Origin of the sequence: Providencia sp. SP181, from assembly GCF_050446505.1 — a bacterium.
Classification (GTDB): domain Bacteria; phylum Pseudomonadota; class Gammaproteobacteria; order Enterobacterales; family Enterobacteriaceae; genus Providencia; species Providencia vermicola.
In genome coordinates this window covers 438,695-462,532 of the sequence record NZ_JBBPXM010000002.1, presented here as the reverse complement: position 1 = coordinate 462,532, position 23,838 = coordinate 438,695, and the positions used below count along the sequence as shown (strand labels likewise).

Annotated in this window: 28 protein-coding genes and 1 riboswitch; of the genes, 15 read left to right on the top strand and 13 right to left on the bottom strand. The window is 39.2% G+C overall.

Annotated elements, in window-relative coordinates:
* Positions 1–80: 80 nt before the first annotated feature.
* A complete protein-coding gene (locus AABS66_RS05545) occupies positions 81–311 on the top strand; it encodes a DNA polymerase III subunit theta (RefSeq protein ID WP_206086175.1) in 231 nt (76 codons plus the stop codon).
* Positions 312–387: 76 nt separating this feature from the next.
* On the opposite strand, the gene yebF is transcribed toward AABS66_RS05545, so the two are convergent.
* Entirely contained in the window at positions 388–753 is a 366-nt protein-coding gene (yebF, locus tag AABS66_RS05540; RefSeq protein WP_206086176.1) for a protein YebF, read from the bottom strand.
* Positions 754–945: 192 nt separating this feature from the next.
* Positions 946–1,125, bottom strand: a complete 180-nt coding sequence (locus AABS66_RS05535) for a YoaH family protein (protein WP_206086177.1) — start codon at positions 1,123–1,125, stop codon at positions 946–948.
* A gap of 124 nt (positions 1,126–1,249) precedes the next feature.
* On the opposite strand from AABS66_RS05535, the gene pabB reads away from it, so the two are divergent.
* The 8 genes from pabB (at position 1,250) to mntP (ending at position 9,654) form a co-directional block, all read left to right on the top strand.
* The gene (pabB, locus tag AABS66_RS05530; RefSeq protein WP_430224689.1) at positions 1,250–2,629 is read left to right on the top strand and encodes an aminodeoxychorismate synthase component 1; all 1,380 of its coding nucleotides are present in this window, start codon (positions 1,250–1,252) and stop codon (positions 2,627–2,629) included.
* Complete coding sequence (locus AABS66_RS05525; RefSeq protein ID WP_206086178.1) at positions 2,613–3,173, top strand: CoA pyrophosphatase; 561 nt, start codon at positions 2,613–2,615, stop codon at positions 3,171–3,173. Before pabB ends, AABS66_RS05525 begins: the two co-directional genes overlap by 17 nt.
* A 278-nt stretch (positions 3,174–3,451) precedes the next feature.
* Entirely contained in the window at positions 3,452–4,816 is a 1,365-nt protein-coding gene (locus tag AABS66_RS05520) for an L-serine ammonia-lyase (RefSeq protein WP_206086179.1), read from the top strand.
* Between the two features lie 656 nt (positions 4,817–5,472).
* On the top strand, positions 5,473–6,438 hold the full coding sequence (manX, locus tag AABS66_RS05515; RefSeq protein WP_272539390.1) for a PTS mannose transporter subunit IIAB: 966 nt from the start codon (positions 5,473–5,475) through the stop codon (positions 6,436–6,438).
* 82 nt (positions 6,439–6,520) lie between these two features.
* Positions 6,521–7,321 carry a PTS mannose/fructose/sorbose transporter subunit IIC gene (locus tag AABS66_RS05510; protein ID WP_206086181.1) on the top strand — a complete coding sequence of 267 codons (801 nt, stop codon included), beginning with the start codon at positions 6,521–6,523 and terminating at the stop codon, positions 7,319–7,321.
* 13 nt (positions 7,322–7,334) lie between these two features.
* Entirely contained in the window at positions 7,335–8,186 is an 852-nt protein-coding gene (locus AABS66_RS05505; protein WP_206086182.1) for a PTS mannose transporter subunit IID, read from the top strand.
* 89 nt (positions 8,187–8,275) lie between these two features.
* Complete coding sequence (locus AABS66_RS05500) at positions 8,276–8,734, top strand: DUF986 family protein (RefSeq protein ID WP_206086183.1); 459 nt, start codon at positions 8,276–8,278, stop codon at positions 8,732–8,734.
* Between the two features lie 151 nt (positions 8,735–8,885).
* Positions 8,886–9,072: riboswitch (yybP-ykoY riboswitch) on the top strand.
* Positions 9,073–9,654: a manganese efflux pump MntP gene (mntP, locus tag AABS66_RS05495; protein WP_430224679.1), complete on the top strand. Its 582-nt coding sequence runs from the start codon at positions 9,073–9,075 to the stop codon at positions 9,652–9,654.
* A 44-nt stretch (positions 9,655–9,698) separates the two neighbouring features.
* On the opposite strand, the gene rlmA is transcribed toward mntP, so the two are convergent.
* The 3 genes from rlmA to AABS66_RS05480 form a co-directional block, all read right to left on the bottom strand.
* Entirely contained in the window at positions 9,699–10,523 is an 825-nt protein-coding gene (gene rlmA / locus AABS66_RS05490; RefSeq protein ID WP_430224688.1) for a 23S rRNA (guanine(745)-N(1))-methyltransferase, read from the bottom strand.
* A 106-nt stretch (positions 10,524–10,629) separates the two neighbouring features.
* Positions 10,630–10,830 (bottom strand): acid-shock protein, encoded by a 201-nt coding sequence (locus AABS66_RS05485; protein ID WP_206086185.1) that lies wholly within the window; start codon positions 10,828–10,830, stop codon positions 10,630–10,632.
* Between the two features lie 70 nt (positions 10,831–10,900).
* The gene (locus tag AABS66_RS05480) at positions 10,901–11,107 is read right to left on the bottom strand and encodes an acid-shock protein (RefSeq protein ID WP_206086186.1); all 207 of its coding nucleotides are present in this window, start codon (positions 11,105–11,107) and stop codon (positions 10,901–10,903) included.
* A gap of 398 nt (positions 11,108–11,505) precedes the next feature.
* Here AABS66_RS05480 and AABS66_RS05475 point away from each other — a divergent pair, with 398 nt between their 5' ends.
* Entirely contained in the window at positions 11,506–11,976 is a 471-nt protein-coding gene (locus tag AABS66_RS05475) for an N-acetyltransferase family protein (RefSeq protein WP_430224677.1), read from the top strand.
* Positions 11,977–12,040: 64 nt separating this feature from the next.
* On the opposite strand, the gene AABS66_RS05470 is transcribed toward AABS66_RS05475, so the two are convergent.
* From AABS66_RS05470 to AABS66_RS05460, 3 genes are all read right to left on the bottom strand, one after another.
* The gene (locus AABS66_RS05470) at positions 12,041–12,778 is read right to left on the bottom strand and encodes a phosphatase (protein ID WP_272539394.1); all 738 of its coding nucleotides are present in this window, start codon (positions 12,776–12,778) and stop codon (positions 12,041–12,043) included.
* A gap of 217 nt (positions 12,779–12,995) precedes the next feature.
* Positions 12,996–14,252 (bottom strand): alanine racemase, encoded by a 1,257-nt coding sequence (gene alr, locus AABS66_RS05465; RefSeq protein ID WP_430224676.1) that lies wholly within the window; start codon positions 14,250–14,252, stop codon positions 12,996–12,998.
* Positions 14,253–14,474: 222 nt separating this feature from the next.
* Positions 14,475–15,458, bottom strand: coding sequence for an aldo/keto reductase (locus AABS66_RS05460; protein ID WP_272539396.1), 984 nt, complete (start codon positions 15,456–15,458; stop codon positions 14,475–14,477).
* A gap of 115 nt (positions 15,459–15,573) precedes the next feature.
* Between AABS66_RS05460 and AABS66_RS05455 the strand changes: the two genes are divergently transcribed.
* Entirely contained in the window at positions 15,574–16,455 is an 882-nt protein-coding gene (locus tag AABS66_RS05455) for a LysR family transcriptional regulator (protein WP_430224675.1), read from the top strand.
* Between the two features lie 198 nt (positions 16,456–16,653).
* Here the strand turns inward: AABS66_RS05455 and AABS66_RS05450 are convergent, their stop codons facing one another.
* The 5 genes from AABS66_RS05450 to AABS66_RS05430 form a co-directional block, all read right to left on the bottom strand.
* Positions 16,654–17,148: a hypothetical protein gene (locus AABS66_RS05450; protein ID WP_430224674.1), complete on the bottom strand. Its 495-nt coding sequence runs from the start codon at positions 17,146–17,148 to the stop codon at positions 16,654–16,656.
* Positions 17,148–17,480 (bottom strand): M15 family metallopeptidase, encoded by a 333-nt coding sequence (locus AABS66_RS05445; protein ID WP_211888073.1) that lies wholly within the window; start codon positions 17,478–17,480, stop codon positions 17,148–17,150. Before AABS66_RS05445 ends, AABS66_RS05450 begins: the two co-directional genes overlap by 1 nt.
* A 5-nt stretch (positions 17,481–17,485) precedes the next feature.
* The gene (locus tag AABS66_RS05440; protein WP_004253796.1) at positions 17,486–17,764 is read right to left on the bottom strand and encodes a phage holin family protein; all 279 of its coding nucleotides are present in this window, start codon (positions 17,762–17,764) and stop codon (positions 17,486–17,488) included.
* Positions 17,751–18,131 carry a putative holin gene (locus AABS66_RS05435; RefSeq protein WP_281111161.1) on the bottom strand — a complete coding sequence of 127 codons (381 nt, stop codon included), beginning with the start codon at positions 18,129–18,131 and terminating at the stop codon, positions 17,751–17,753. The genes AABS66_RS05440 and AABS66_RS05435 overlap by 14 nt, the downstream gene beginning before the upstream one ends.
* Before the next feature lie 115 nt (positions 18,132–18,246).
* Complete coding sequence (locus tag AABS66_RS05430; RefSeq protein WP_430224673.1) at positions 18,247–20,991, bottom strand: hypothetical protein; 2,745 nt, start codon at positions 20,989–20,991, stop codon at positions 18,247–18,249.
* A 147-nt stretch (positions 20,992–21,138) separates the two neighbouring features.
* Here AABS66_RS05430 and AABS66_RS05425 point away from each other — a divergent pair, with 147 nt between their 5' ends.
* The 4 genes from AABS66_RS05425 to AABS66_RS05410 all read left to right on the top strand — a co-directional run bounded on the left by AABS66_RS05425 (position 21,139) and on the right by AABS66_RS05410 (position 23,814).
* Positions 21,139–21,390, top strand: coding sequence for a hypothetical protein (locus tag AABS66_RS05425; RefSeq protein ID WP_430224672.1), 252 nt, complete (start codon positions 21,139–21,141; stop codon positions 21,388–21,390).
* 199 nt (positions 21,391–21,589) lie between these two features.
* Entirely contained in the window at positions 21,590–21,877 is a 288-nt protein-coding gene (locus tag AABS66_RS05420; protein WP_430224671.1) for a hypothetical protein, read from the top strand.
* A gap of 16 nt (positions 21,878–21,893) precedes the next feature.
* A complete protein-coding gene (locus tag AABS66_RS05415; RefSeq protein WP_430224670.1) occupies positions 21,894–22,748 on the top strand; it encodes a hypothetical protein in 855 nt (284 codons plus the stop codon).
* Positions 22,749–23,052: 304 nt separating this feature from the next.
* Positions 23,053–23,814, top strand: coding sequence for a BRO-N domain-containing protein (locus tag AABS66_RS05410; protein ID WP_430224669.1), 762 nt, complete (start codon positions 23,053–23,055; stop codon positions 23,812–23,814).
* Positions 23,815–23,838: the final 24 nt, after the last annotated feature.

The following is a 23,838-nucleotide window of genomic DNA, read 5'->3' as shown; positions in this document are numbered from 1 at the left end:
TCTTTTCGATAAGAATTGAGACTTCTTCTCATTTAATCGCTACAATATTCCTAAATCCCATTAAGTGATAGAGAATTAAAATGAGCCATAATCTTGCTTTATTGCCCAAAGATGAAATGGATAAGGTTAACGTTGACTTATTGGCATCAGGCGTTGCATTCAAAGAACGCTATAATATTGCCATTCTTGCCGACGCCGTGGAGCGGGAACAACCCGAGCATTTAAGGGAATATTTTAGAGAAAGGCTGGTCTATTACCGCCAATTATCACAAAATTTCTCGCGGTTACCATACGAACCCAGAAATCGTTAAGAAAAAAGAGGGGTATCTCCCTCTTTTTCATTATCAGATATTCAATTGCAAATATTTGAAATTGAATAAAACCAAATTATTTGGATGTGTTATAAGTCACTGTATTGTTTTGGCAATCCACTGAAACAGAATAATGGAGGTCAGATTTTGCCCCTCTTACCACTAAGGGAACTGTGTAGCCTGTATCTGTTTTAGTTACTTCATTATCATTAACCCAAGCAACGGCTTTTTTACCTAGTGCGGCTTTTTCTTCCGTCCAGCGTGGTAGACGATTATGCATAAAATCACTTTTAACCTGAGCCGCAATTTGTGACTCTGTTAGTGCGCCACAGCTCACAAATGGTGCAGCCTTACCTTCTTCCTTATTAACACTTAACGCAAATGAACTAAAAACAAGAGCGCACGTTCCTAAAGCAATCGCTATTTTTTTATTCGCTTCCATACTCTCCTCCGACACCTAATTATTAGGTGAATATTTTTGATTAGTTTAGCTGCTCATTTAAGCCTATAAGAAGGTATTAAATTTGCGCGTTGTCTGTGAATTATTTTCTAACGACATTAATAAACAGAATGACTTAACTAATATTAATCTATCAGATTCATGTATGGATGTTAATAGTATGTTTACTTATTATTAATTTTCATCATCAAAACGTACATGCACTTGCTCTTTACCTTGATGTTTCTCACGAATTTCTTGTGCAACGAGTGCGATTGCTTCTCCACTACTCATACCATCGGCCATTAATTGGTGAATTTTTTCCACCGCTTCTTGCTGTTCTTCATGATTAAGTGCAGGGATCCCTGATAACATGGTTTAAACCTCATTAATAAAAGACTAAAATTAATCTTTAAGATTTTAACATCTCTTCGATTATTAAGATAAGAATATCTGTTAGTCTGGTTAGAGTCACTTGCGAAAAAATAAACTTATCACCATGATTATTAATAAAATTCAGTTACCATATAGCCCAACAGCGGCAATCGATTATTTTACGCCACTCGCTCACCAACCTTGGGCGATGCTATTGCACTCGGGCAATGCGAAACACTCACACAATCGTTTTGATATTATTGTCGCTGATCCAATAGCAACACTCACAACCTATCAAACACAAACAACAATTACCGAACAGAATCAAGAACCTATTGTTTCTGGAGCATCGCCATTCGCCTTGCTTCAAACGCAACTTGATAAGCACCATGCAAACCAAATATTGGATAATACATTGCCATTTAATGGCGGGGCATTGGGTATCTGGAGCTACGACCTTGGCCGCCGTATTGAAAAAATCCCAGAAATCGCGAAAACTGAATTAACATTTCCCGATATGGCAGTCGGCATCTATTTATGGGCGCTGATTGTTGATCACCAAGATAAAACCGTCACATTAATTAGTCATCAAGATGCTGAAGCTCGCCTAACTTGGTTGCAAAACCAAAAAGCACCCCGCAAAAATAAATTTAAGCTCAATCCCCCCTGGCAATCCAATATGACCGAGGATGAGTATCAGCAAAATATTGCTCGCATTCATGAATATTTGCGTAGTGGTGATTGTTATCAAATCAATTTAGCACAGCGATTTAAAGCAAAATATAAAGGAGATGAATGGAACGCTTTCCTAGCCTTGCTTGAAACGAATGGCGCCCCATTCTCTTCCTTTATACGTCTACCAGAAAATGCCGTCATTAGCATTTCCCCTGAGCGCTTTATTTTATTGAAAGATGGCGATATCCAAACCCGCCCGATTAAAGGCACACTTCCGCGTTTAGACGATGAACAAGACGACTTGGCTCAAGCGCAAAAGCTGGCTAACTCACCTAAAGATCGCGCTGAGAACTTAATGATTGTTGATTTATTACGTAATGATATCGGACGCGTAGCGAAACCAGGTACCGTTAAAGTGCCTGAATTGTTTATGGTTGAACCCTTCCCTGCCGTTCATCATCTCGTGAGCACAATTACGGCAAGATTAGATAATCCATATCGAGCCACCGACCTACTACAAGCTTGTTTTCCTGGCGGTTCCATTACAGGCGCACCAAAAATTCGAGCAATGGAAATTATTGAAGAATTAGAACCTCATCGACGGCATGGATATTGTGGCGCAATAGGCTATATTAGTTTCTGTGGCAATATGGACACCAATATCACTATCCGAACCTTACTAACCTATAAAAAGCAGATTTACTGCTGGGCAGGCGGTGGTATTGTGGCAGACAGCCAAGCTGACAAAGAATATCAAGAAACTTTTGATAAATTGAGCCTTATTCTACCTCTATTAGGAGCGTTAAATTCGGATGACCGAGCTGAATAACTTTATCAACCGTTTTCAGTTTACTTTACCGACAACCCGTCAGGCACAGCGCCAGACGGGTAAGTCGGCTGCGGTTTTATTACCTATTATTAATAAACCTAATCCAACCCTGCTACTGACCCAGCGCTCACCATTTTTACGTTCTCATGCAGGGCAAGTAGCCTTTCCAGGTGGCGCAAAAGATCCCGAAGATGGCTCATTAATTCATACTGCGCTGCGCGAAACTTTTGAAGAAGTCGCCATCCCACCGGAAAAAGTGAAGGTACTGGGGCAATTAGCACCGTTGCAAAGTTATGGTGGTTATGAGGTCACCCCCATTGTTGGCTTGCTGCCTGCCAATATTCAATATCAAGCAAACCCTAGTGAAGTCGCCTCTATCTTTGAAGTTCCACTTTTTGATGCACTGTCATTGCGACAACATAAATATGTGGATATCAAACGCTCAGGCCGTGAAAATAGAATTTTTTTCTATTGGTATAACGGCCATCTCGTTTGGGGTTTAACTGCATCCATTCTTCATCAATTAGCATTGCAACTAGATTAACTCTTGCAATATAAACCACTGAATAAAATTAATTTTTCAAACAAAAATTTTACATTGACTTTTATCTGCTTCCCTATCATTCCTAATTTTTTTAATGTGGCTGTATAAATTTAAAGCAAAACACAAGCAGATTGTGCTATTTACAATCAATTATTCCTAAGCAACTACCTTATTTCAAAAAATACTTTAAACTTACTGGTTAACACTACTAAATAACAGTAAAGTAGCGCCTTTTAAAATAAAGCACTCTATTTTCAACTTTTTTTAAGGAGTCCTGCGTGATAAGCGTTTTCGACATGTTTAAAGTGGGCATTGGCCCGTCAAGCTCTCATACCGTTGGTCCAATGAAAGCTGGTAAAGAATTTGTCGATGATTTAGTGAGCAAGAATCTATTACCTAACGTCACCCGTATCTCTGTTGACGTCTATGGGTCATTATCGCTTACTGGTAAAGGGCACCATACTGATATCGCCATTATTATGGGGCTGGCAGGTAACTTACCTGCCACCGTTGACATTGAATCTATCCCAACTTTTATCAAAACGGTAGAAGACACCGAAAAACTGCCTTTAGCGAATGGAGCTAAATCAGTTGATTTCCCACGTGAAGGTGGCATGAATTTCCGTCAGGATAACCTAGAGCTACACGAAAATGGCATGACTATTCATGCATTTGCAGGAAATGACGAAATTTATACTAAAACCTATTATTCAATTGGTGGCGGCTTTATCGTTGATGAAGAACACTTCGGTGAATCAACGGTTGATAGCAAGCCAGTATCCTATCCATTTAATTCAGCAAATGAATTGTTGCTAAATTGCAAAAAATCAGGTTTATCAATTTCCAGCCTGATGATGAAAAATGAACTCGACCTTCACTCAAAAGAAGAGATTGACGACTATTTCGCAGATGTATGGCATACCATGCAAGCATGTATTGAACGGGGCTTAAATACAGAAGGTGTGTTACCTGGCCCATTACGCGTACCGCGTCGTGCGCCTGCATTAAACCGTGTGGTCACATCATCAAGCAAGTTATCGAATGACCCAATGAATGTCATTGACCTCATTAATATGTATGCCCTCGCAGTAAATGAGGAAAATGCGGCGGGTGGACGTGTCGTTACTGCCCCAACTAACGGAGCATGTGGGATTGTTCCTGCTGTTTTGGCTTACTACAACCACTGTATTGAGCCAGTTACACCTGAACTTTATCTACGTTATTTCTTAGCGTCTGGCGCTATTGGTATTCTCTATAAAATGAATGCGTCTATTTCAGGTGCAGAAGTGGGTTGCCAAGGTGAAGTTGGTGTTGCTTGTTCGATGGCCGCTGCTGGCCTAGCAGAATTACTCGGCGGTAGCCCAGAGCAAGTGTGTATCGCCGCTGAAATTGGCATGGAACACAACTTAGGTCTTACTTGTGATCCTGTTGCAGGTCAAGTTCAAGTCCCTTGCATCGAACGCAATGCAATAGCCTCCGTTAAAGCAGTCAATGCAGCAAGAATGGCTATCCGTAGAACCAGTGAGCCTCGAGTCTCATTGGATAAAGTGATTGAAACCATGTATGAAACAGGCAAGGACATGAACGCAAAATACCGTGAAACCTCTCGCGGTGGTTTAGCTATCAAAGTGCAATGTGACTGATTAAGCCTGTTTATTCCTACAAAGCGCCCTTTTTTTCATTCGAAGGGCGTTTTTTCTTCCTCTCCCATACAATATTATTCACTTTTATTCACTAAGCCCCCGCATTATCAACAAATTTTTTTAATCAATTCACCATACTAGCCCAACGATTTTCACCTTATTCCATTCAATTTCGACTATGTGTTCAATCTCAAATCAAGACTATTTTATTCTAAAAACCAATTTTGTTAGTTCTCTCTGATTAATATTTATCATACAAAACAGTCTATTTTTTACTCAAAAAATCAATACCAAACACTTTTATATTCGCCTTTTGTTACCGATAACAATAATTTACTCTGAAAAATAATTATTACTCAGAGCCAATACATAACAAAAAACAAATAAAAAGATAATAATCGCAAATTATTAAGTGCTTTTAGGTATATTCTTATTTTTCTGACGCGAAACAAGTTTTTAGGTTAAAACAAAATGATATGCTACAAATGTACTTCATACTAATAATTCAAATAGCTGACTCGTGACCGCCATAAGTAAATTGTCATTATTCAGCTAATATTATGATACAGGGGAAATTGATAAAAAGGAGTCTAACTTTAGTGTCCGATTTATCTACAGATAATATTTCGTTTTTATCTATCAATGAGGGAAAAATAGTGAGTATAGCTATTATGATTGGTACCCACGGAGTCGCCGCTGAGCAGCTTCTCCGAACCACCGAAATGTTAATTGGCGAGCAAGACAATGTCTCGTTTATTGACTTTATCCCTGGGGAAAACGCAGACACCCTGTTTGAAAAGTACACTCAAAAGTTAACGGATTTAGATACCTCAAAAGGGGTGCTATTCCTTGTCGATACTTGGGGAGGTAGCCCATTCAACGCTGCTAGCCGTATTGTGAATGAAGATGATAATTACGATATTATCACAGGTGTGAATGTCCCAATGCTGGTTGAAACCTTCATGTGCCGCGATGATGACCCATCTTTGGATGAGCTTATCACTGTTGCATTAGAAACAGGTCGTGGCGGAGTTCGTTCATTCAAATTTAAAGAAGTTGAAGCACAACCTGCACCTGCTGCTGCAAGTACCCCACCTCCGGCTCCTGCCAGAAAAGCGGGACCTGGCGAACATATGGTGATCGCCCTTGCTCGCGTCGATGACCGTTTAATTCATGGCCAAGTTGCAACGCGCTGGACAAAAGAGACCCAAGTCAAACGTATTATCGTCGTTAGTGATGAAGTCGCCAAAGACCAAGTCCGTTCAACACTGTTAAAACAAGTTGCGCCTCCAGGTGTCACTGCTCACGTTGTTGACGTTGCAAAATGTGTCCGCGTCTATAACAACCCGAAATATGCGGGTGAGCGTGTAATGTTATTATTTACTAACCCGACTGACGTAAAACGTATTGTTGAGGAAGGCGTAGAAGTTAAATCCGTCAATATTGGTGGTATGGCCTATCATGAAGGTAAAACCATGGTAACCAATGCCGTTTCTATCAACCAAACTGACATTGATGCCTTTAATTATTTGAATGACAAAAATATTGAGTTAGAAGTTCGTAAAGTTTCATCTGACAGTAAAGTCTTCATGATGGACTTAATCAATAAGCTCAAAAAATAATGTGTTATCAAACTTTTAATTTTGCTTTTTAAACCATTACTCAAACAGATTTTAAAACTTGTTGGTTACAGGAGATTAAACAATGGAACTTACCGTTGTTCAAATAGTACTGGTTTTCATCGTAGCATGTATCGCTGGTATGGGGTCAATTCTCGATGAATTCCAGTTTCACCGCCCTCTCGTTGCCTGTACGCTTATCGGTATCGTTCTGGGAGATATGAAAACGGGTATCATCATCGGTGGTACGCTAGAGATGATCGCGTTAGGTTGGATGAATATCGGTGCGGCTGTTGCCCCTGATGCGGCTTTAGCCTCCATCATCTCAACTATCTTAGTTATCGCAGGTGGTCAAAGCATTGGTGCAGGTATTGCCTTAGCAATTCCACTGGCCGCTGCGGGACAAGTATTAACTATCATCGTTCGTACTATCACCGTTGCTTTCCAGCACGCGGCTGACCGCGCTGCAATCAGTGGCAACCTAACATCACTAAGCATTATCCACGTCAGCGCATTAGTGCTGCAAGCGATGCGTGTTGCAATCCCTGCGCTGATTGTTGCTGTTTCCGTTGGTACGTCTGAGGTTCAACACTTATTAAGCTCCATTCCTGAAGTTGTGACCAGCGGTTTGAACATTGCAGGTGGTATGATCGTCGTGGTCGGTTATGCAATGGTTATCAATATGATGCGTGCTGGCTACTTAATGCCATTCTTCTATTTAGGCTTTGTCACTGCCGCATTTACAAACTTCAACCTTGTTGCCCTTGGGGTTATCGGTGTGGTTATGGCTGTTCTGTATATCCAGCTCAGTCCAAAATACAACAAATCGCAAGTTGTTGTCACACAAGGCAATAGCAACAATAACCTTGATAACGAATTAGACTAGGAGGAGCACAAACATGGTTGATACAACTCAGTCTACAGAGAAGAAACTGACACAGAGCGATATTCGCGGCGTGTTCCTGCGTTCCAACTTATTCCAAGGTTCTTGGAACTTTGAACGGATGCAAGCCCTTGGTTTTTGTTTCTCAATGGTGCCTGTTATCCGTCGTCTTTATCCAGAAAATAATGACGATAGAAAACAAGCGATTAAACGTCACCTTGAGTTCTTTAATACCCACCCATATGTTGCTGCTCCTGTTCTTGGTGTGACCATGGCGATGGAAGAGCAACGTGCCAATGGTGCTGATATTGATGATGGTGCAATAAACGGTATCAAAGTTGGTTTGATGGGGCCTTTAGCGGGTGTTGGTGACCCTATATTCTGGGGAACTGTTCGCCCTGTGTTCGCAGCATTAGGTGCGGGTATCGCGATGACAGGTAGCTTACTTGGCCCTGTCCTATTCTTCGTTTTGTTTAACCTAGTTCGTTTATTAACTCGTTACTATGGTGTTGCATACGGATATAAGAAAGGGATTGATATCGTTCAAGATATGGGTGGTGGCTTCCTGCAAAAACTGACGGAGGGAGCATCGATACTCGGTTTATTCGTTATGGGGGCCCTTGTGAACAAATGGACCCATGTGAATATCCCGCTCGAGGTTTCGCGCATTAAAAACCAAACCACGGGTGTTGAAGATATTACAACCGTCCAGATGATCCTTGACCAATTAATGCCAGGCTTAGTCCCTCTTCTGCTTACATTTGGGTGTATGTGGTTATTACGCCGTAAAGTCAATGCGCTGTGGATTATTATTGGCTTCTTCGGTTTGGGTATTTTAGGTGCTTGGCTGAAATTCTTGGCGCCATAATTTTCTCATAATATTTTACTCGGGAGGTTGCGGCCTCCCTTTTTTAATTTTAAGCTTTGCCATATGTTTACTTAGTCAAGGGCGCACCAATGACTTTAAATGATGTTATTCTCGCCATTATCATTTTGATCATGCTTGTATATGCTATTTATGATGAATTTATTCAGCATTTGCTAAAAGGGAAAACGCTATTAAAAATTAACTTAAAACGAAAACATCGCGTTGATGCCATTATTTTTATTGTCTTAATCTGTATTGTAATTTATACAAATATTGTTCGACATGGTAATTTATTAACCACTTATTTATTAATGATTACTATATTTATGTCAATCTACTTGGCGTTTATTAGAACACCTAAGCTATTCTTTAAACAAACTGGTTTTTATTTTGCCAATACCTTTATTTCCTACGATAGAATAAAAGCAATGAACTTATCTGAAGATGGTATTCTTATAATAGGTTTAGAGCAAAAGAAAATTCACATTCAAGTTTCACATCTTGATGATTTACAAAGAATTTATGAATTCCTTATAAATCATAAGTAATCATTATATATATTCATAAGAATACTAAGGTTAATTAAAAATATAATTAACCTTTTTTTTCTTATTAACTCAATTGATAATAATTCTCACTACCGTTTAATATCCACAATTAATTAAGTGTTGCCTTTAAAATAAAATGTGGTATCTTTCTTTCCACGTCATTGGGGAGTAGCCTGTTCTGGATATATATATTCCAGAAAGTCCGTATCAACATACTCGTTTGATTTCAAACGTGGTGCGGACACCATAATCTGGTTGGCAAGACCATAGACACATAAATACACCTTAGGTTGGGGGTAGTTTATGTGTATATGGAAACACCCAACCGAGGTTATGTTATGAGTTTTTACGCTACCCTTGTCTTAGCCCTCGCGCTATCAATGGACGCATTTGCAGTTGCTATTTGCAAAGGTGCCGTCCTGCATAAACCCCGTTTTAGAGAGATCCTCCGTACTGGTTTCATTTTTGGCTTCATAGAAGCTATCACTCCTATCATTGGTTGGGGAATTGGTATTCTTGCTAGCCAGTACGTTATCCGCTGGGATCACTGGATTGCATTCGCGTTATTATTTGTTTTAGGTGCTCGCATGATTTGGCAGAGTCTTAAAATAAAAGATGAAGAATGCTGTTCAAAACCTTCAAGCCACAGCTCTACTAGCCTTATTTTTTCAGCGATTGCAACGAGCTTAGATGCCATGGCAATCGGCTTAGGCTTAGCTTTCTTGCAGGTAGATATTGTCCACACTGCGATGACCATTGGCTTAATGACCATGATTATGGCAACTATCGGTATGATGATTGGCCGTTATGTAGGTCCATTATTAGGAAAAAAAGCAGAGATTATCGGCGGGTTAGTGTTAATTGGGATCGGGTTCAATATCTTATTTGAACACCTCGAATTATTTATGTACGCACCATAATAATTTATTGCCCCCTACACTTCTCTTAGGGGGCTTTACCAACATTAGTTCGCTTGGTATTGATACACTCGAATTAAAAAGTCTGCTGTATAATCTTTCAATTTCGCTTGCTTCAGATGTTGCTTCACTTCTTCAGATGCTCGCCACGCAAACGGTGTCATCGCTAACAGCTCATAAGCTTCGCTACCAGTCAGCACCATTTTATAATTTAATTGGCTCTCATCCAGTAATTTAAAATTCGGCAAATTTTCGTCTTTAGCGGGGTGCAATTTAACTTCATCGTAGATAAGGGCTTTTAATTCTTGCAGATGTTCCGCTGCTGGCGTGACAGTGACTAAAATACCATTATCGATTAATACTCGACTTAATTCTTCCGCTTTACAAGGCGCATAAATACGGACAACCGCTCCTAAGCTTGACTCAGGAAAAGGTAAACGGTGGCTAGTGCCTACACAGAAATTAACTAATTTATAGCGTTTGGCCGCATAACGAATTGCTACCTTTGATACATCCAACCCAAAAACTTGGGTGCTCCCAAATTTATTTTGCAGTATTTGCCCAAAATAGTCAGTGTAATACCCTTCACCACAGCCGATATCCAATACCGATAAATGACTTGAAGGTAAATATTGGACCAGTTTCTTAGCCACTTGATCTCGCATTGGCTGATAATGCCCTGCATCAAGGAATTGACGCCGCGCTTGCATCATTTCTGCGCTATCACCTGGATCTTTCGAGCGCTTATGTTGCACAGGTAGTAAATTAACATACCCTTCTTTAGCACAATCAAATTGGTGATTGGCTTCGCAACGATAACTATTGTGAGTTTGTAAGAGAGGCGTAAAACAAAGTGGGCATTGATAATTCATAAAGGTCACTGATCGCAAAATAATAGCCAGTATACCATATAAGCAACGATGCAGCGCCATGGAAAATATCCCATGGCACCGTGACGTTAGCGAATTTTATAACTGATTATTTCGCTGATTTGCTTTTTTCAGCACGCTTTTCTTTAACAACTTGCTTCTCAGCTTTCGCGTTCAAATGAGACGATTTAGCCACTTGATGTGATTGCGCAATAGGTGAAACAGGCTCAGATTTGACGGTTGTGTTTGCTAATGCTGCACCAGAAATAGCAAATGATAATCCAGTTGCGATTGCGACTAATTTTTTCATTTTTTCTACCTTTAAATTTGATCTAGGACTTACGTTAAAATACAAAGATATTTGTCACAGCTTATTGGTTCTATATTGCTTTGCTGGTTTCTTCAGTTTTACTTTTATCCTCTTTTTTCTCGGCTTTTAATTTATTAGCATGGTGGGTTTTCGCAGTATGCTGAACTTTAGCAGCATGAGTAACAGGCTCAGTTTTTACTGCCGTATTCGTATTCGCCAGTGCGGCACCAGAAACAGCAATAGACATAACCGTTGCAATTGCTAATAACGTTTTCATTTTTGTACCTTAGAATTTTAAAGCAAGGATGTTCTTGCAACACTAATAAATCACAAATGAACATTCCCCCACAATAGGACAAATTTAAAGATTTATAAATTTTTTATAGGTTATTTTGGTAAGTAAATATTTTCAGTTTGTTGATTGTTTATTTACTTTATTTTTAGCTGATTACCATTATTTAAAATAAAAAACACAAATAAAAACAATCAATTAAAAAAACCTCTTATTTGATTTCAATTTTTTTATTTAAATAATCCATTTAAAATCAATTAATTTGTTGTCCTCTTTTTTTATTTTTTAGCTTAATTTTAACTGTTAATACTTTATAACTTGCTTTCCCCCTTTTTTTTTGGTTTTAATCAAATGATGTGTAATGACATTATTTAGGTAAAAAAATGCAAATTCGATTAGCAACACCAAAAGAAGCCAAACGGTTATGGTTTATTCATAATCAAGCCATTCGCCATGGCTGTAAAACAAGCTATGAAACACAAACGATTTACAATTGGACACCTGATGAAATGCCACTAAGCTACATAAAAATGGTTGAGAACAATCCCTTTTTTGTTGCTGTAAATGAACACGATGACGCTGTATCAACTGGCTTTTTAAATTTAGAATCAAATAGTATTGATGCGATATTCACGCTGCCAGAGTATATGGGATATGGTGCAGCAGGCTTAATATTGGATGCAATAAAGGCCGAAGCGAAAAAACGAAAAATAAAAACCCTAACCTTAGACTCATCACCGAATGCAGAGCGTTTTTACCAAAAACACGGTTTTACGTCTATTTGCCATGATAATTATTATTCTGCACTCGCTCAGGTTAATTTAGCCTGTATACGAATGAAAATAGAGTTATAAGATAAAAGAAAAAGCCGTTAGCGTGTTAACGGCTTTATTCATTGCAAGTTATCTGATTAGTTCACTAAAAATCTGCAAATTCAGGGATTGGCTTACGTCCATGGGATTCAAGAAAATCCAACACTCGACGGGGAGTCACATTTAAAATTTGTGATTGAGGGAAATCAATCGATTCCAACATTTCCACTACGCGATCAAAACGCCCTAAATAGCCTGCAAAATGGGAATCAGAACCCAATGCAACCCACCCCCCTGCTTCTTTCACTGCTTTTGCAATCTCGAGACAATTTTGTTGACTGCCCGCTCTCGAGTGCAAAAAAGATGAATTATTCATTTCTAGCGCAACATTACACTCTTTAGCTGCTTGGGCAACGGCTTTGATATCAATAGGATATTTGGGATTACCGGGATGTGTAATAATGTGTACTTTTCCACTGCGAATAGTGGCAATCATTGCTTCGGTATTATCTGCAAGACTTTGTGGTTCAAGAACAGGTTCATGAAAACCTGCTAAAATAATGTCTAAGTGGCGAGCAATTTTTTCATTACAGTCTGTTTCACCTAGCTTATTTTTAATATTGGCCTCAATGCCATACAGTAAGCCAACGCCATCAACAATCCGCGGTAAAATGGGCATATTACCAAAATGCCATTCGTGCGGTGCATCCTGCATTTCAGGGCCATGATCGGTGATTGCAAATAGCTTTACACCACGGCTCGCCGCCTCAGCAAAATATTCATTAACGGTACTGTATGCGTGGGTGCTGGCAATGGTATGGGCGTGTAAATCAACTTGATACATAAATAATATCCTTCTCATTCTACTATTCGCCTTCTGAGTCTATCCGCTCAGAAAAGGTTCAACCAAGCTAACATATCAACGTAAAGGTTTCGATAGTCATTCACTTAAACAGCACTTTATCAACACATTGTAATATATTGCATATAATCCGAAATTATTTTTAGGATAAAAAACCCGCAATCAATGCGGGTTAAAATATGTTGAATAAAAAATTAATTTAATCCACTAAGACGCGTTTATTGGTAGCCCCCCAAAGGATGGACATTTCTGTAAATAGTGCACCGCTGATGTCTTCAACTTCTTCAGCCGTAACTTCTTCATTACCTTGTTTACCAAAGAAAACCACTTCATCACCTGGGCGGACTTGTTTTATATCAGTCACATCTACCATCACAGTATTCATTGAAGTTTTTCCTAATACGGGTACTTTCTGGCCATTGATAAGCACATGCCCTGTATTACTAAATACACGACGATAACCATCTGCATAACCAACAGGAATATTCGCTAAAATAGAATCACGTTTCAGTGTAAAGGTACGGTCATATCCAACCGTATTGCCTTTCGGATAATGATTTACTGAAGCAATGTTTGATTTCAATGTCATCACACGTTTGTAGTCGTTGGTTGCAACGGTATCACCATAAAAAATACCACCAACACGCACCATATCTAACCATGATTCAGGCACAGTAATTGTTGCATAAGTATTCGCAACATGCAGTGTGACATCTTCGCGTTTTAACCCCGTTATATTCAATACTTGCTGAGATTCTTTATTAAATTTAGCGAGATCTTTACGAATTTGTGCCTCATCTTCTTCTGGGTAATGGGACATAATGCCGACAATTTTTAAATTTGGTAATTGTGAAATTAGCTTCGCTTCATTAAGGCCCGAGGGTGTACTCACCTCTAACCCGTTACGCGACATACCTGCAGAGTTTAACGCAAGATGGATGGGGATGACTTTATTTTGGTGTTTCGCAATAGCATTTAAGCGCTGCGCCATTTCTAAATTACCGACCAACTCTTCCGTTTGATACTGTGTTGCTTGCTCCATTTCTTTTTCAGTTGCGCTTCTAACGCGCATTAAACGGCCTTTGAAACCAAGGTCTCTCACGGTTTTTAATTCTTGGTTATTAGTCACGCCAATACATTGCACATTATTGGCAATCATCACTGGCGTCACTAATGATAAATCATGGCCATAAGCATCCCCTTTGAGAACGGCGCACATGGCGGATTTATCCCCTAATAACGCTTGAACTTTTTTGATATTAAAATCCAATGCACTTTGTGAAATTTCAATCCATGAATTATTTACAACAACAGGCTGCACATGCGCAGCTGGCATTGCAATAGACGTGTTATTTGGATTAGTAGGCTGCTGACAAGCGGTTGCTGCAACAAAAAGAGGGAGTAATGCCAGATATTTTAAACGAAATGCCACAAGATTTTCCTTAACTGTTGTCATGTTACCCCAACTCATTATTTTGATGATTGTGGGATATAAAAATATACATGAAATGTATAACTTCTTTGGATGATAGCAATTTAAGGAAATTGAACAAGTAATAATTCACTTTAATTGCATAAAAAACCAAATTATCTTGCGGGATCATTTCGTATTGATAATATAAAGGCATCCATTAAATATCAGATGCCTAAACACTGTTATTCCCTGATTAATCCCTATTTAGGCATTAATCCCCTTCATACCCTCAACAGAATATCGGGATCCCACTGGTTGAAAATGCTCAAGGACTTGTTTAATTTGATGTAAATCCTCTGAGGTTAAACAAATATCAACTGCGCCAAAGTTGTCTTCAAGATGTTTTACTTTATTAGTCCCCGGTATTGGCACAATGTTATCTCCTTGAGCCAGTAACCACGCCAGTGAAATCTGTGCAGGAGAACATGATTTTTGCTCCGCCATCTGAATAATAAAATCAGATAATGTGCTGTTAGCTTTGAGGTTTTCAGATGTAAAACGTGGTAATCCCTTTCGAAAATCGCCACTTTCAAACGAACTCTGATCATTAAAACGACCCGTTAAGAAACCACGCCCTAAAGGGGAATACGGCACAAAACCAATACCCAGTTCTTTGCAAGTTGGCAAAATTTCAGCTTCAACATCACGCGTCCAAAGGGAATATTCTGTTTGGACTGCGCTAACGGGAAACACAGCATGAGCCTGTTTAAGCGTAGCCGCGCTCACTTCTGATAACCCTATATGGGCTATTTTCCCCTCAGCAACCAATTCAGCCAATGTTTCCATTGTCGTTTCTATTGATGCCTTTGGATCTAAGCGATGAATATAATACAAATCAATACAATCGACACCTAATCGGCGTAGTGAACTTTCACAAGCACTACGAATATATTGGGCACTATTATCGATTCTACGCTCATATTCCCCTGAGCGGCGTACGATGCCACACTTTGTTGCAACCTTGATATCTACATCCGTCTGTTTAAGAAAATCCCCAATCAATTCTTCGTTATGAAAATTGCCATATGTATCGGCAGTATCTAGCATTGTGCAACCAAGTTCAGCCGCCTTATGTAGTACATCCATCGCCGCTTGGTCATCTTGAGGTCCATAGAACTCACTCATTCCCATGCAACCTAGCCCAATTGCCGAAACTTCGAGCCCATTTCCTAAAATACGTTTATTCATCATCTGCCCCTTGGTTTATTTAGCGTATTTCAGTATATTTTCCTAAAATAACGATTCATATGAGCAATATTAACAATCAATTTTCCAAAAATGGAAAATGGATGAGAAAAAATAGATGAACTGGGATGATGCCAAAATATTTTTAGCTATTGCACGAGAAGGCACACTAAGTGCTGCATCCAAGGTATTAAAACTGGGTATTGCAACGACATCACGGCGCTTAGAACGACTCGAAGAAGCATTAGGCGTTCGATTATTCACCCGCGATCAGCTTGGTTATAAGCTTACGGATGAAGGAAGTGCGTTAATTCCACAGGCAGAGGCTTTAGAGCAAGCAGGCTTCGCGTTTAGCTATGCTGCGCACAAAAAGAGTGAAAGCGTTATGGGGCATGTTTGCTTAGCAACCGCACAAGGCTTAGCTGACCACCTTATTATCCCTGCTCTACCATCGCTAACTGACGTTAACCCTAATCTAACCCTCGAAATTGTCACAAGCGTTTCAACCGTTAATTTGCATAGACGAGATGCCGATATTGCTCTACGTATGGTTAGACCTGAGAGTGGAAATTTGCGGATCCGCAAATTAGGTATCCTTGGCTTCGGTCTTTATGCCTCAGAAAGCTATTTACAACGCAGGCAAAACCCAGATAGGTCTAACACCTTAGAACATGATGATTTTATAGGTTGGTCTGAAACACAACAGCACCTTAATTCCGCGCAGTGGCTAGAAAGAACGCTCAGAGGAAGACCTTGCCGGTTGACTACGACCACAATGTCAGCTCAATTTAGTGCTGTAAAAACTGGTCTCGGACTTGCGGTTTTACCGCATTTTATTGCAAGAAAAATGGGTTTAATTTGCCTACAGGATGATATTGGCTGCGACCAATCAATTTGGTTAGCCATTCATTCTGACCTCGCCCATTCACGACGAGTACGTGTTGTCGCCGATTTCTTGACCGCATTAGTTTCTGATAATCAAGAAAAATTGATGTCATAAAAAAGCCCACTTTTACATGGGCTTAAGTCGTTATTTTGCTAGTCAGTGCCAGCTGATTCTTATTGGGGGATTATTCCCACTCAATTATTTACACAGAGCACAACTTATTGATTTATATAAAACAGAATTAACCTTGTAGGTTATGATACCGTCATCAATACCGTCACAATGAAAAGTGAACAATATTTGTACAATAATCTATCGGTACGATTCGAGTAATTTTTCTTTTGCTGCTAAGTCGGTAATGCATAAATTAAGAGCCCTTGTGTTTTCATCGGCACGATTAGACTCACGCCCATAGACTTCAAGTGTGATTCGTAGTTGTCGAGAAAGTTCACTGGCCTTTGCTCTCTCAGCTCTGCAGGTATTGGCGTTATCGGTACCATCAGTTTTTGTTTCCGTGGAACTGGTTTCGAGCTGCACGCTGTCAAAGTGATTAAGAACACGCTTAAGCAAATCGTCTGTGCGCATCGTAGCACGTTCTTTCTGTTCATTGTATATCACCACCCTATTTTGTTGTTCTGCATCTGCCTGTTTGCGTTGATCGATGTTAAACGCTAGGTCTTTCTCATCTTCCTGTTTACCAGCAATTTGTTTTGTCATCTGCTGGTTATCAGAAAAAATGCCGCTAGTCATAAAACCAGCGGCAAATGAGACAGCCAGCGCAAATAATGCAATGGCTATTTTTTTCATTAGCGAACTCCGTTGTGTTCCAATGAGTAGTGGTTACCATCATTAAAGCGACCGCCCCAGCTGCCACCAATCGACTCCCAGTATTCACCAAGCGGCTTATGATCACTGGAATCGGTTAGGTATTTACCATCTTTAAATAAATTAAAATCAACCGCTAGGCGCTCTGTATGCAGGCTTTTACTAATACCTTTACCTGCCTTTTCATTTAATGCCGCCTGCTCTTTCGTGCGGAATGCTTCACCAAAAGTTAACTGGTAGCCATTCGCCTGAGCAAAGATAATTAACTTAGCCACCATTCCAGTAAATCTATTTTGTTTATCTACCATGGACATTAAGATCACCCCACTTTTTTAATTAACTGCATGACATTGCCGCGCTTAGCAAACAGCGCAGCACAAAGAAATAAATTAGGAATTAAGTTTTGAATACCTGCTTGATAGCTAGGATCGAGATAGGAATAGACAGGTACAGATATTGAGTACCCTAGAAATGCATAAGCTAGCCAACCACCAAGCTTGCTATAGCCTTTGCCATCTCTCACAAAATAAAGGCCACGTAAGAACATAACTAAACAAACAAAGGCATTAGTGATAAGCATTAATTTATCGTACGTCATGGCCGTTACCTCCTTTCGGAATATCAGCTTTCTTGTACAGTTTGATACTTAGTTTTACAGATAATAACGAGGCTACGAACGCCCCGAGAGCATCCAAGCTATCGATGTTATATGCATCAGGTTTGACGCCGATTAGGCCAGTCATTGAAACAAAGATGGTGGCGAAAGGACTGAAAAATAATAAGCCAGCCGCTAAGCTGAGTAATGCTAATACTGAACGAGTTGCTAAAGAAAATTCTGTTGCTGCTGTAGTGAAATAAATAGCGCCAAGGATAGCCCCCATTACAACCTCTGGGGGCAAACCTGAAAAGTAACTTAGAAATGACGTAAGTCCTAAGCCTGTAACTGCCGCCTCATTTTCATTCATGTGTAGCACCATGGTTGAGAAATAACCATGATACTACAGCATAAAAAGATAAACAAAAAACCATATAAAGTTATGCACTGTTATTTCACCACTATATTACCAAGCCAAGTTTTAGCTAAACCAAATACCTTTTAGTAACACTATCATCTATTGTCACTGACGGCTGAGCTGGGCTCATAGAGATGTTAACGTATTGACCAAATGAACTAGATTCATTATTGAATATAATATCTTCAGTCGTAGATGAGCTAGCCCTGACCATGTGCAACTTGAACCTTGTAATCTTGTTTCTTACTAAGTTGAATGTGTTAGGAACTGGAATTCCTATTACTTCAACTCCGTCGACAAAAACTGAATTATCATAGAATTTTGAATAACCAATGTATTTATTTAGGTTATTTCCAAACTCAGCAATAGTGTTCTCAGTAAAGTGCATTTTGTTTCTATGCCAATCCACAGATCCTGTGTTTGTTAGTCGCATAATATCGCTGCTCTTTGTAGCGTACACATCACATTCACTGATGCTAACATTGCGATTCAAATTCCAATCACTCATAAATCCTTCAAGCTTAACTATGCTTGAGTTCGTTACGTTATAGTTGCCCCTCGCTTGTAACGCCAAGGAAACACCTTCGTTGACATTAGATCTTGCACTGTCAATTACTGACTCAACTTGAACTGACGAAGTTGCACGTATGTAAAGCTCGCTAAATATACATTGCTTTAAGTTCACTGCGATTTTAGACTCGGTTGTTACTTCCATAGCAAGAAGCGACAATCGACTATCCGTGGATGCATCTGTTAAATTAAATACTTTTGGTGGGGTAAGGCTTGGGTTACTGAATGCACTCCATAGCCTAAAGTCTTTGTCTTTGTAACCATCAGCTATTGTTAAGTTTGTTATATTAACTTCATTAAACATACTTAAACTTAAAGGCGACCCAGCTGGCAATTCTTTAACGTTGTTTGTGCTGCTTGAACTAATAAGCCCTCTGTTTGCAGCATTAGAATAATAAAAACCCTCCACAGTGACATTTTTTGCGTATAAATTACCGTCACAAAACCCACCCGCATCATCTCTTCCACGAATAAACCCTGAGTTGTTATACGCATCTCTCTGTATAAACTTAACATTATCTAAATAAACATCACCCATGCAGCTTAATAGCAAACCCCAGTTACCAATGTTTGTATTGCTTATTTTTAAATATTCCATGGACGGATTGTGAAAATCTATTCTTGATAACGAGCTATTATTGAATGATGAGCGCCTTACTTCGTTTGCTCCAACCGCCCCCCATCCATAGCCCTCTGATGTCACTTTATTTACATTAATATCAAGCGATTCACCCATATAGATTGTGTAAGTTGACCCTGCGGGGGATGCAATACTTACATCAGAACACAAGACACCATCAATAAATACATAAGCGCATCGACTTACACTAATCCTTTCAGAAGGGTTGCTCTTGTACTCGCCGCGACTATGAAATGATATTTTATTTAGATTTATTTTTGAGCTGTTTGCTATTTTAACAAATGCGACCCCTGTATTTTGCTTGCTTTCATCTATGCTTAAGCCACTAACATCAATAAAGGTCTTTTCTAACTTTAATGATAAAACACTGGTTATTGTGTTTGTATCAAGAGAGTAATACATCGGGCATAATAACTGGCCGCCATACAACACTTGATTTAGCTCTTTTCTGTACCTGATGTTATTTCGGTAGTAGTACATAGGCTGGCTTGAATTTATCATGATAAAGCTGTCATTGAGTAAATCTTCATTGACCAGTGAGGGGATGAAGTTACCGCCTTTAGTGATCACCCCTGATTCTTTTATTTTTTTCACAATCAACGAGCTAGCGTCATGAGTTTCCCAGTTATTTTTCCTTTTTATCGAAAATGACCCATTCCAGTTTTCAGGGCGAAAAATAGCACCGTTGAAATCAGTATTAGTGTTAATTGTTATATCTCCGTCACCACTAATACTAAATACTCCACTATTCTGAATTACTGAAAATCCATGTTCATTAGCAAACTCAAACGCATCTTGAATTTGAGTTAATGAGTTATTAATACCTGTAGGGTCTGCGCCAAACTGCTCTAAAGTCACCCAGTTAACAATGTCCTTTAATGTTCCTACTCCAACACCAATTAATGAGCCATCGCCATTAGCAAGCTGATTCAATACGTCTACCGCACTACCACTAGCAGGCGCAACAACAATGGGTTTACCGTCTTTATCAAACGTAAGCACATTACCAGCGCGATCGCTAGCCTTTGGTAATGCCGCAATATCCATATCATCAACACGCAACAAACGTTTTTCACGCTTTAATATCGTGCTGTTAACACCGCTTATTTCATCCTTCAATGTCCCCAAATCAACCGCATCGCTATCACGCTTCGGCTTTCCAAGGTTAGCAATACGATAGCCTTTAGCGTCAAACCAGTTAGCCAGAATGTTGGGGCGCTTTAGGTATAACGATCCAAGGCTTCCCCATATGCGCTGAATAATCATAGTGAGGTAATCAAATGCATCTTCATGTGTTTCAGCAAAGAACTTACTTTGATTGCGGAATGAGGTTTCTTGTGTGATTGGAATATCGCGGGCAATGCTAATTCTGTGCCCGTTGGCAAGCGGCTTAGTTAAGATTACCTTTCCACCAGCCGACTTGTTAGCACCTGTTACGGTGTAGTCCGTGCCTAATCGTAGCGTTACAACATTATCCCCGTCAGCATCTGACGTGATAATACTTAATTGATTCGCCTTAAAAATCCTGAACTTATAATCAAAATCGGTTGTTACACCGTTTCCTGTATATTCATTACTGCTGATTTCAGTTGAAACAGTCATGGCTATTCTCCACTCGGTTACGTTGGTGTATGATAGCCATTAAATTCCACCAACGGAATATTGTTTACTTTTAAATATAAAAAGATAAACATTGATAATGATTTTTCAGTTACTGTATAAGCTCCTTAAATCACATAGGTAGTTAATATGAAAGATGTAATTAATTTCCCAGCACCCGATAACTATGCAGAAAAAGTTAATACCGAAACTGGAATAAAGGAGTTGATGAGTAAATCGAATGTAGAAGAACTACTAAGAAAACTGGATAGTGAAGGATGTGACGTGAGCGCGGCACTCATTGAAATTACAGCAATGATGAATTACATAAATCTGAGTTTGAAGGTTAAAGAGAATATTAAGACGCATATTGAATACATACGGGAAGAGTTAAATAAATAACCATATATGAATAATTTAAGCACCTATGCGGAGGTGCTTTTCTTTTAATAGGAGATATTTCTCTCATAAAGTTAACATAAAGTTTAGCTATTTGATAAATATGTGTATACTTAACTTACTTAACCCGACAGGTTAATTACTTTGCGCCGCCGAGATAACACTTTTACGCTACAGTCATAATAATGTTAAGGAGGAGAGCATGAATATCTTTAGCAATATTTTTAACAGGCGAGATACTGATGCAGAAAAAACCTCTTTATTTGGTGATGAAATGAGAAATAAAACAAATCCATCAGCTCGCTCAAAATCAGTTAATGTAAAAGGTTTTCTTCGTCGTAAATCCAAGACTGAAGATGAATCAAAAAACAATGCTTACATTCGAGTAGGTAGACAAGGTTCTGTGCATATTCCATCAAGTGAGATTGCTGAACTACCAGAAGTTAAAGCAATGCAACGCATGGCTATGCGCATTGTTGCAGGGAAATAATAAACAAGGATAGATTTTGTTAGCCCTTCTACTTATTCCAATTTTGGTTAGCGGTTATATTTTAGTAATCGCTAACCCTTATCACTACTACCGTTTACATACTCATGATGGACAACTTTTATATTTAAAAGTTGCTTCTCTCGGAACCCTAAGCCTGATTGTATCTGTTGCGATCGCAGTGCTAGTTAAGTTTACAATCCCTCAGTTTCATTTGGTTGATTTACTAGTTAAAAATTTTTCAATAACAGGCGTTCCGAAAAATGACCGTGTATATGCCTGGCTGATACTACTTTCCTTTTCTTCAATATTAATTTCTCTATGTTACGTTTTAATCGTATGGGTTAAAAATTTAATCCGTGGATGTGAATACCAAAGAAAACATAAAAATGTTTATGGGAAAGTCAGGCAAGCGAAAAATGCTAGGATTTTGAAGAAAACCATACCAACTGGAACCATGGATTCAATGCTATTAGAAGCCTTAGAATCAAACCCTAAACGTTCTATACTGATAAACCTTTCATCTAGAAAAGTTTATGTTGGTATTATTAACGGGCTATCTGACCCTAACGAAAAAGAGGGGCCAAATAAATACATTTCGTTCTTCCCTCTTATGTCTGGATATCGAGACAAGGACACTCTTTTAGTTGATTTCACTAACGCATACCCCACAGAAAGAGTTGTTAAACTAGCCCCAACAGTCAAAGGAACAAAAACCATATCAACCACAGATCTGGATATAATAGTTTCTTCTGATGAAATATCTCATATATCTTGGTTTGATTTTGAAATTTTCAATAGTACAAATAACTCAGTAAAATCAAAGAGTGATAAAAATAGCAACAGCAAAAAAGTAAACAAAAAGTTTATTTAGCTTTCAATTGAATAAACAATTTGGTAATTTACATCTTCTAAATTTTGCGCCATAGTGAATATACACCAGCAAATTCTGGTGTCGGGATTGACCTCCTGAACCTATTCTAAGTGGCGGCACATACCGCGAAAGCGGTTTTTTAATGTGCAAAGTATAGCTACACCTTCTCAATGGTGGGCTGTACGGGGGCGTCGAAAGATGCGCCAGTGTCCACTTAGGCTGGTAAGGTCAACCCTGTACAGTTCACCACCCAACGATTGACCTCGTAAGTGGTGATATTCCAAACTTAAGTGGAGTATCCATTATGGCTAATCAACTAAAACCCCTGTCCTTTAATTTCGACTCTTCTATTGCAATTAGAGCTATTTCCGTAAATGGCGAACCTTGGTTTATTGCTTCTGATGTATGTAAAGCATTACAACTAACAAACCCTACTATCTCACTGAAAGCATTAGATAAAGATGAACGATCTAAGTTGAACTTAGGGCGTCAAGGTGAAGCGAATATTATTTCTGAATCTGGTTTATATACTTTAATACTTCGTTGTCGTGATGCTGTGATTAAGGGATCGCTACCTTATCGCTTTAGAAGATGGGTTACCAGTGAAGTCCTCCCCTCCATCCGCAAAACAGGTAAGTATGACCCTAAGCGCGATAATGGCACACTGGCTGATTTAGTAGGCACTGGCTTAGAAACAACACTAGGCGCAAGGGATGCGATACGCAGCAAAAAAAATGCCGAGACAAACGCTGCTAATGAAATTGCTGAGAAGTGCATACCAATGATCATGAGTGCAATGAGGAAGCATCAGTACCATTACACAAATGAAAACGTTATGCCTTCAGACATGCTGCCAATATTAACAAGTGACTCCTACAATAACGTATCTAAGAAGCTGCAGATATATGCGTTACTAATCGAACTTGCTGAAAATGGCCACGCTGTTTCTGGCGCGTTTCGTGAAGTTGAGGTAATGGCTCACACTATTCGTGAATGTCAAAAGCGACTGGCCAGTATTGAGGCTCACGCTGACTATATTTTAACTCAGTCAAAACCAGTATTTTAATATAATGAAGCCCCTTGCGAGGGG

Excerpts from the sequence above, each read along its gene's own strand:
- AABS66_RS05450 (WP_430224674.1), bottom strand. The coding sequence starts at position 17,148 with ATGAAAAAAATAGCCATTGCATTATTTGCGCTGGCTGTCTCATTTGCC.
- alr (WP_430224676.1), bottom strand. The coding sequence starts at position 14,252 with ATGACAACAGTTAAGGAAAATCTTGTGGCATTTCGTTTAAAATATCTG.
- AABS66_RS05510 (WP_206086181.1), top strand. The coding sequence starts at position 6,521 with ATGGAACTTACCGTTGTTCAAATAGTACTGGTTTTCATCGTAGCATGT.
- AABS66_RS05545 (WP_206086175.1), top strand. The coding sequence starts at position 81 with ATGAGCCATAATCTTGCTTTATTGCCCAAAGATGAAATGGATAAGGTT.
- AABS66_RS05420 (WP_430224671.1), top strand. The coding sequence starts at position 21,590 with ATGAATATCTTTAGCAATATTTTTAACAGGCGAGATACTGATGCAGAA.
- AABS66_RS05425 (WP_430224672.1), top strand. The coding sequence starts at position 21,139 with ATGAAAGATGTAATTAATTTCCCAGCACCCGATAACTATGCAGAAAAA.
- AABS66_RS05535 (WP_206086177.1), bottom strand. The coding sequence starts at position 1,125 with ATGTTATCAGGGATCCCTGCACTTAATCATGAAGAACAGCAAGAAGCG.
- AABS66_RS05460 (WP_272539396.1), bottom strand. The coding sequence starts at position 15,458 with ATGAATAAACGTATTTTAGGAAATGGGCTCGAAGTTTCGGCAATTGGG.
- AABS66_RS05455 (WP_430224675.1), top strand. The coding sequence starts at position 15,574 with ATGAACTGGGATGATGCCAAAATATTTTTAGCTATTGCACGAGAAGGC.
- mntP (WP_430224679.1), top strand. The coding sequence starts at position 9,073 with ATGAGTTTTTACGCTACCCTTGTCTTAGCCCTCGCGCTATCAATGGAC.
- AABS66_RS05505 (WP_206086182.1), top strand. The coding sequence starts at position 7,335 with ATGGTTGATACAACTCAGTCTACAGAGAAGAAACTGACACAGAGCGAT.
- AABS66_RS05470 (WP_272539394.1), bottom strand. The coding sequence starts at position 12,778 with ATGTATCAAGTTGATTTACACGCCCATACCATTGCCAGCACCCACGCA.
- yebF (WP_206086176.1), bottom strand. The coding sequence starts at position 753 with ATGGAAGCGAATAAAAAAATAGCGATTGCTTTAGGAACGTGCGCTCTT.
- rlmA (WP_430224688.1), bottom strand. The coding sequence starts at position 10,523 with ATGAATTATCAATGCCCACTTTGTTTTACGCCTCTCTTACAAACTCAC.
- AABS66_RS05435 (WP_281111161.1), bottom strand. The coding sequence starts at position 18,131 with ATGAATGAAAATGAGGCGGCAGTTACAGGCTTAGGACTTACGTCATTT.
- AABS66_RS05430 (WP_430224673.1), bottom strand. The coding sequence starts at position 20,991 with ATGACTGTTTCAACTGAAATCAGCAGTAATGAATATACAGGAAACGGT.
- AABS66_RS05445 (WP_211888073.1), bottom strand. The coding sequence starts at position 17,480 with ATGTCCATGGTAGATAAACAAAATAGATTTACTGGAATGGTGGCTAAG.
- pabB (WP_430224689.1), top strand. The coding sequence starts at position 1,250 with ATGATTATTAATAAAATTCAGTTACCATATAGCCCAACAGCGGCAATC.
- AABS66_RS05500 (WP_206086183.1), top strand. The coding sequence starts at position 8,276 with ATGACTTTAAATGATGTTATTCTCGCCATTATCATTTTGATCATGCTT.
- AABS66_RS05410 (WP_430224669.1), top strand. The coding sequence starts at position 23,053 with ATGGCTAATCAACTAAAACCCCTGTCCTTTAATTTCGACTCTTCTATT.
- AABS66_RS05485 (WP_206086185.1), bottom strand. The coding sequence starts at position 10,830 with ATGAAAAAATTAGTCGCAATCGCAACTGGATTATCATTTGCTATTTCT.
- AABS66_RS05440 (WP_004253796.1), bottom strand. The coding sequence starts at position 17,764 with ATGACGTACGATAAATTAATGCTTATCACTAATGCCTTTGTTTGTTTA.
- AABS66_RS05480 (WP_206086186.1), bottom strand. The coding sequence starts at position 11,107 with ATGAAAACGTTATTAGCAATTGCAACGGTTATGTCTATTGCTGTTTCT.
- AABS66_RS05475 (WP_430224677.1), top strand. The coding sequence starts at position 11,506 with ATGCAAATTCGATTAGCAACACCAAAAGAAGCCAAACGGTTATGGTTT.
- AABS66_RS05525 (WP_206086178.1), top strand. The coding sequence starts at position 2,613 with ATGACCGAGCTGAATAACTTTATCAACCGTTTTCAGTTTACTTTACCG.